The organism is Janthinobacterium sp. NKUCC08_JDC, from assembly GCF_019345575.1.
GTDB lineage: Bacteria > Pseudomonadota > Gammaproteobacteria > Burkholderiales > Burkholderiaceae_D > Janthinobacterium > Janthinobacterium aestuarii.
This window is the reverse complement of record NZ_JAHKQW010000011.1, coordinates 208720-215424: the sequence shown is the minus strand read 5'-3', so window position 1 is coordinate 215424 and position 6705 is coordinate 208720. Positions and strand designations below refer to the sequence as shown.

The 6705-nt window shown below is 63.9% G+C and carries 5 protein-coding genes and 1 pseudogene; 5 read left to right on the top strand and 1 reads right to left on the bottom strand.

Annotation, left to right across the window (positions count from 1 at the left end):
• The 5 genes and pseudogenes from KO538_RS22390 to KO538_RS22370 form a co-directional block, all read left to right on the top strand.
• Nucleotides 1-1070 (top strand): annotated as a pseudogene (locus KO538_RS22390) (DNA polymerase III subunit gamma/tau); the annotation flags it as partial.
• Between the two features lie 42 nt (nt 1071-1112).
• Entirely contained in the window at nt 1113-1439 is a 327-nt protein-coding gene (locus KO538_RS22385; protein WP_034759121.1) for a YbaB/EbfC family nucleoid-associated protein, read from the top strand.
• A 47-nt stretch (nt 1440-1486) separates the two neighbouring features.
• Entirely contained in the window at nt 1487-2077 is a 591-nt protein-coding gene (gene recR / locus KO538_RS22380) for a recombination mediator RecR (protein ID WP_034786598.1), read from the top strand.
• Between the two features lie 7 nt (nt 2078-2084).
• A complete protein-coding gene (locus KO538_RS22375) occupies nt 2085-3305 on the top strand; it encodes a CaiB/BaiF CoA-transferase family protein (protein ID WP_219329679.1) in 1221 nt (406 codons plus the stop codon).
• A gap of 138 nt (nt 3306-3443) precedes the next feature.
• Nucleotides 3444-4577: an esterase-like activity of phytase family protein gene (locus tag KO538_RS22370; RefSeq protein ID WP_219329678.1), complete on the top strand. Its 1134-nt coding sequence runs from the start codon at nt 3444-3446 to the stop codon at nt 4575-4577.
• Here the strand turns inward: KO538_RS22370 and KO538_RS22365 are convergent.
• Entirely contained in the window at nt 4546-6705 is a 2160-nt protein-coding gene (locus KO538_RS22365) for a bifunctional diguanylate cyclase/phosphodiesterase (protein WP_072456361.1), read from the bottom strand. The two genes, KO538_RS22370 and KO538_RS22365, sit on opposite strands and share 32 nt — an antisense overlap.

Genomic DNA, 6705 nt, shown 5'->3' with positions numbered 1-6705 from the left:
CCCGCCCCTGTTTACACCCAGACGACGGCATACGCGATGTGTTACCGGGTCTGGTGGGCTCGGTGATGTTTATAAGAGACAGAGCTGTAGCAGCCCCGGCGCCGGCACCAGCGGCGCCGCCTGCCGCTCCTGCTGCGGCCGCCCCGGCAGCATCGGGCGCCCCGATCAGTTCCGCCCGCGCCGCCATCAATGCGGCGCTGGAAGCGGCCCGCGCCGCATCGAAAGGCCGTCCGGGCAGCGCGCCATCGGCGCCATCGTCGGCGCCCAAGCCGGCTGCCCCCGCACCGGCAGCGGAACCTGTCTCCGCAGCGCCAGTGGCACCGGCTGCACCTGTCCAGGCAGCAGCGCCACCACCCGCCGCCGCGAAAGCGCCTGCGCCGTGGGACGATGCGCCACCGGTCGCCGTGATGGAAGCGCCAGTGGCCGCTACGGCACCCGTGCAGCAGGCGCGTCCTGCCGCGCCGCCGCCACAGCAGGCACCCGCCGACGACGACTTGCCGCCGTGGGTCACCGAATTTTCCGACGACAGCGCTTCGGCTGCCGTGTCGGCGCCGGCCGCGCAAAGCAGCGAACAGCCGGCCGTCATCATGCCGCAGCGTGCCGCCAAGCAAGCCGCGCCCAGCGGGCCATATGTGATTACACCCGTGCCGGGCCTGGACTGGGACGGCAACTGGCCAGCCGTTGCCGCCGTGCTGCCCCTGCGTGGCATCGCCCAGCAGCTGGCCGTGCAGGCCGAGCTCATCGAATGCCTGCACGACGGCCACAGCACCACGTTCCGCCTGCGCGTGCCCATCGATACGTGGCGCAGTCCGGCCAACGTGGAAAAACTGGCAGCCGTGCTCAGCGAGCGTTTCGGCCGCAAGGTTAATGTCGACACGGAACTGGGCGCCGTCTGGTACACGGCCAGCGCGGAGGCGCAGGCCCACCGAGAGGCGTGCCAGCTGCAAGCGGAAGCAACCATTGCCAGCGATCCCTTCGTGCTCGACATGAAGCGTGCATTCGACGCTTTTGTTGTGCCGGGAACGATTACCCCTGCACCGGCCGGCTCCGCCGCGCCGACCCTGCATTAATGATTAACAAAACTCATAAACTGAATTGAACGGAGCATTCTCATGATGAAAAATCAACTGGCTGGCCTGATGAAGCAGGCGCAAGCAATGCAAGACAACATGAAAAAAGCCCAGGAACAACTGGCGCTGGTGGAAGTGGAAGGCCAGTCCGGCGCCGGCCTCGTGAAAATCGTCATGACGTGCAAGAACGACGTCAAGCGCGTCTCCATCGACCCGTCGCTGCTGGCCGACGACAAGGACATGCTGGAAGACCTGGTGGCTGCCGCCTTCAACGACGCCGTGCGCAAGGCGGAAGCGACGTCCGCTGAAAAAATGGCAGGCTTGACTGGCGGCATGAACTTGCCAGCTGGCTTCAAAATGCCATTCTGATGCACTGCCGCATGCGCTCGATCTATGGCACGGGGCAAGGTTGATCCATGTCCAAGTCGCTTGAATTCTTGACCGAGGCGCTGCGGCGCCTGCCCGGCGTCGGCCCCAAGTCGGCGCAGCGGATGGCGTTTCATTTGTTGCAGCACGATAGGGAAGGCGCGGCCATGCTGTCGCGCGCCCTGTTCCAGGCCGTCGATGCCGTGCATCACTGCGGCCTGTGCAACACCTTTACCGAACATGAAGTGTGCGAGACCTGTCTCGACGAAGAGCGCGACAAGCGCTTGCTGTGCGTGGTGGAAACGCCCGCCGACCAGCTGATGATCGAGCAGACGCTGACCTACAAGGGCCTGTATTTCGTCCTCATGGGACGGCTCTCTCCGCTGGACGGCATCGGCCCGAAAGACATCCACCTTGAAAAATTATTGAACCGCGCCAACGATGGCGTGGTCGGCGAAGTGGTGCTGGCCACCAACTTCACGAATGAAGGCGAAGCGACGGCCCACTACATCAGCGAAATGCTGAAGGCGCGGGGCTTGCGCGTGAGCCGCCTGGCCCGCGGCGTGCCCGTGGGCGGCGAACTGGAATACGTCGACGCGGGCACGATTGCCCGCGCGATGCTCGACCGCAGGGCAACCTGATTACAACATGACAGAATCCTCCGCGACCACTGGTCCATTGCAAGGCATTAAAGTGCTGGAACTGGGCACCCTGATCGCGGGGCCGTTCTGTGCCCGCATGCTGGCTGAATTCGGCGCCGACGTGATCAAGATCGAGTCGCCCGATGGCGGCGACCCCATCCGTACCTGGCGCGTACTGAAGGATGGCACCTCGCTGTGGTGGTCGGTGCAGGCGCGCAACAAGAAAAGCGTCACCCTGAACCTGAAGTCGCCCGAAGGCCGCGCCATCGCGCGCCAGCTGGCCCTGGAAGCGGACATCATCATCGAGAACTACCGCCCCGGCGTGCTGGAAAAGTGGGATCTTGGCTACGAACAGCTCAAGCAGATCAAACCGTCCCTCATCATGGTGCGCCTGTCCGGCTTTGGCCAGACGGGGCCGATGAAGGATTTGCCGGGTTTCGGCGCCATCGGCGAATCGATGGGCGGCTTGCGCTATGTGTCCGGCTTTGCCGACCGTCCGCCCGTGCGCGTCGGCGTATCGATCGGCGACTCCGTGGCGGCCCTGCACGGCGTGATCGGCGCCATGATGGCCTTGCGCCACCGCGACGTGACGGGCGGCGCGGCGTCCGGCGAAGGCCAGATGGTCGATGTGGCCCTGTATGAATCCGTGTTCAACCTGATGGAATCCTTGGTGCCAGAATACGACCAGGCGGGCGTGGTACGCGAGCGCACGGGCGGCTCGCTGCCCGGCATCGTGCCCTCGAATACCTACACGACGGGCGACGGCGAAAATATCGTGATTGCCGGCAACGGCGACGCCATCTTCAAGCGTTTGATGCTGGCCATGGGCCGCATCGACATGGCGGGCGACGCGCAACTGGCGCGCAACGACGGCAGGGTCGCGCGCACGCAGGAGATCGACGACGCCATCGGCGCCTGGTGCGCCACGCACACGATAGACAGCGCGCTGGCCGTGCTCAAGGCGGCGGATGTGCCGGCCGGCAAAATCTACTCCGTGCGCGACATGATGAGCGACCCGCAATTTCTCGCTCGCGAGATGTTCGAGCAGCACCAGTTTGCCGACGGCACGCCCGTCAAATTGCCCGCCATCAGCCCGAAACTGTCCGCCACGCCGGGCAAGACGCAGTGGCTGGGGCCGACTTTGGGCCAGCACAACGACGAGGTGCTGGCGTCGCTCGGCTACGATGCGGCGGCCATCGCGCGGCTGAAGGCCGATGGGGTGGTGTAGTGGAATGATGTCGGGAAGGTAGGTCGGATTAGCGGCGGCACGCCGCGTAATCCGACGCCACCACCGGCCAAGTTAACAATGTTGTCGGCTTACGCGCTTCGCGCTAAGCCGACCTACGCAACTCATCTGATATCTATCATGCATCGTTTTTTTTACCGTGCGCTTGTCCTGGCATCCAGCACTATCCTCCTCTCCGCCTGCGCCAGCTTCCAGCATGACGCGCCGATTACGGGCCTGCGCCTGATCGGCGAGCAGCGCATCGCGCTCAGGCAGGCGTTCGAGGGCACCACGGTGGGCGGCTTGTCCGGCATCGATTACGATGCGGCCAACAAGAGCTGGGTGATGGAAAGCGATGACCGCTCGGAAATCAATCCGGCCCGCTTCTACCGCGCTGCCTTGAACTTTGACAGCAAGGCGTTTACCAGTGTGACCTTGAACAGCGTGCATTTCTTCACGCAGCCTGACGGCAGCCGCTATCCGAACCTGGCCCATGCCAAGCTGGAGCAGGGCGACCAGGTGGCCGATATCGAAACCATCCGCGTCGATCCGCAGGATGGCAGTCTGTGGTACGGCAGCGAAGGCAACCGCAAGGTGGGCTTGCATCCGTTCGTACGCCATGCGGACATCGACGGCCACTACCTGGCCACCTTGCCGACACCGGCCATGTTCAATGTCTCGAAGGACGAGGTTGGCTCGCGCAACAACATGACGTTTGAAGCGCTGTCGTTTGCCAGCGATGGCAAGAGCCTGTGGCTGGGCATGGAAGCGGCCCTGTACCAGGATGGCCCGCTGGCCACGCCCGATAACGGCTCCGTCGTGCGCATCACGCGCCTGGACCGTGCCGGCAAGGTGCTGGGCCAGTATGCGTATCCGATTGAGCCCGTCGCTTCGCGGCCCGGGCCCGGACGCGAAGCGGACAATGGCGTGTCCGAAATCCTCGCCGTCAACGATCACCAGGTGCTGGTGGTAGAGCGGGCCGGCGTGGCCAACGCGGACGGCGTCTATACGAACCACGTGCGCATCTACGAAATGGAAACGCAGGGCGCCACCGATGTGCAGGCGCTGCCGGCCCTGGCGGGCGCGTCCTATGTGCCGGCGCGCAAGCGTTTGCTGCTGGACCTGGAAAAGATCGGCCTGGCACGGGTCGACAATATCGAAGGCATCAGCTGGGGGCCGCGCCTGGAAAACGGCCGCCGCAGCCTCGTGTTGATTTCCGACGACAATTTTAATCCGCTGCAAGTCACGCAAATCCTTGCCTTCGAAGTGCTCTAGTTTCCACGCTGGCCAGCTGCTTCGTCTGCCTGGCCAGCATGGCCGTGATCGTGTCGTGCGGAGACGGGTGGCCCAGGAAATAGCCTTGCACCATGTCGCAGCCGTATTCTTCCAGCATCACCAGCTGCTCGTCCGTTTCCACGCCCTCGGCCACCACCACCATCTTCAAGCCATGCGCCATGGCGATGATGGCGCGCGTGATGGCCGCGTTTTCCGCATCCTGCGGCAAGCCGGCGATAAAGCTCTTGTCGATCTTCAAGGCCCGCACGTCGAAGCGTTTCAGGTAATTCATTGACGAATAGCCTGTGCCGAAGTCGTCGATCGACAGGTACACGCCGATGCCGCGCAATTGCTCCAGGGTCACCATGGTGGCGCGCGCATCGTCCATCAAGGTCCCTTCCGTCAATTCCAGTTCCAGCAGGCGCGCATCGAGGCCCGTGTCGGCCAGGGCCGAGAGCACGATCTGCATCAGGTTTTCATCTTTGAATTGCTTGGCCGACAGGTTGACGGCCATGCGGATGGCGCGCCCGCTACCGTTTTGCCACGCCTTGGCCTGGTTGCAGGCCGTGCGCAGCACCCATTCGCCGATGGGCACGATCAGCCCCGTTTCCTCGGCCAGCGGGATGAATTCCGTGGGCGAAATGATGCCCCGTTCCGGATGGCGCCACCGGACCAGCGCTTCCACGCCGACGATCTGCGTGCTGGGCACGTCGATCTGCGGCTGGTACAGCAAATACAGTTCGTTGTTCTGCAAGGCTTTCCTCAAGCCCACTTCCATCTTGACGTGGCTCATGATTTCCATCGTCAGCGAAGAACTGTACAGCTTGGCGTTGTTCTTGCCGCAGTTCTTTGCGTGGTACATGGCCGTGTCCGCATATTTGAGCAGCGAATTGCAATCCTCGCCATCTTCCGGATACAACGAGATGCCGATGCTGGCCGTGACGAAAATCTCGTGCGCCTCGATCATGAACGGCCGGCGCATGGCTTCCTTGACCCGGTGCGCCACGTTCAGCGCATCTTCCACACGCTCCAGGTCGGGTATCAAAATCGTGAATTCATCGCCGCCCAGGCGCGCCAGGTTGCTGCCGCCAAAGACGCCATCGAGCTCGTATTCGGCGCGCAGCACCAGGTCGCTGGGGCGGATGGTTTCGCGCAAGCGCTCGGACACCACCTTGAGCAAATGGTCGCCCACGTCGTGGCCCAGGGTGTCGTTGATGCGCTTGAAGGCGTCGAGGTCCATGAACAGCACGGCGAATTTCTTGTCGTGCTCTTTCGAGCGCACCAGTTCGCGTTCCAGCGTTTCCAGGAATGCCTGCCGGTTGGGGATGCCCGTCAGGCTGTCGCAATAGGCGAGGCGGCGGATCTGTTCTTCCGTGCGCTTGCGCTCGCTGATGTCGCGCACCAGGCCCAGCACTTCATCGGCCCCCGTCGCCACCAGGCGCGCTTCGAAATGGCGCGTGCTGTCTTCGTGCGTGAGCGTGTAGTCGACCGAGCCGATGTGCTGCGTGGCCAGCACCGCGTGCGCCTGGTCGAGCAGGCGCGCGGCGATTTCGGGCGGCAGCACGTCGCGGATATGGCTGCCCACGCAGTCGGTGATGGAAAAGCCGGCGCTGGCGTCGTGCCCCTGTTCGTAGTCGAGATAAAAACCTTCGCTGTTGAGGCGAAAGAAGGTGTCCGGGATGGCGGCCAGCACGGCGCGGTTGTGCGCATCGGCGATGCGCAGGCGGGCGATGGCGTCGCTGGCGCGCAGCACGTACAGCACGCGGTGTCCGAGGATGGGCCAGTTGATGGGCTTGGAAATGAAATCCGTCGCGCCCACCTCGTAGGCGCGCGTGACGGCTTCCAGCTCGTCGCCGCCCGTGACCATGATGATGGGTACCGTGCCGCCCACTTCCTGGTGGCGGATTTCGCGGCACACGGCAAAGCCGTCCATGGCCGGCATGTCGACGTCGAGCATGACGAGGTCCGGCCCGCTGTGCTTGTAGCTGGCCAGCGCCTGCACGCCGTCTTCGGCCTCGATCACGTCCAGGCCCACCTGCGTGAGCATCTGTCGCATCAGCAAGCGCATCACGGGATCGTCGTCGGCCACCAGCACCAAGCCGCGGGGAGGGGAGAGGGGCGCTGTCAT

Coding starts and splice junctions, on each gene's coding strand:
- KO538_RS22385 (WP_034759121.1), top strand. CDS start 1,113: ATGATGAAAAATCAACTGGCTGGCCTGATGAAGCAGGCGCAAGCAATG.
- recR (WP_034786598.1), top strand. CDS start 1,487: ATGTCCAAGTCGCTTGAATTCTTGACCGAGGCGCTGCGGCGCCTGCCC.
- KO538_RS22375 (WP_219329679.1), top strand. CDS start 2,085: ATGACAGAATCCTCCGCGACCACTGGTCCATTGCAAGGCATTAAAGTG.
- KO538_RS22370 (WP_219329678.1), top strand. CDS start 3,444: ATGCATCGTTTTTTTTACCGTGCGCTTGTCCTGGCATCCAGCACTATC.
- KO538_RS22365 (WP_072456361.1), bottom strand. CDS start 6,705: ATGACAGCGCCCCTCTCCCCTCCCCGCGGCTTGGTGCTGGTGGCCGAC.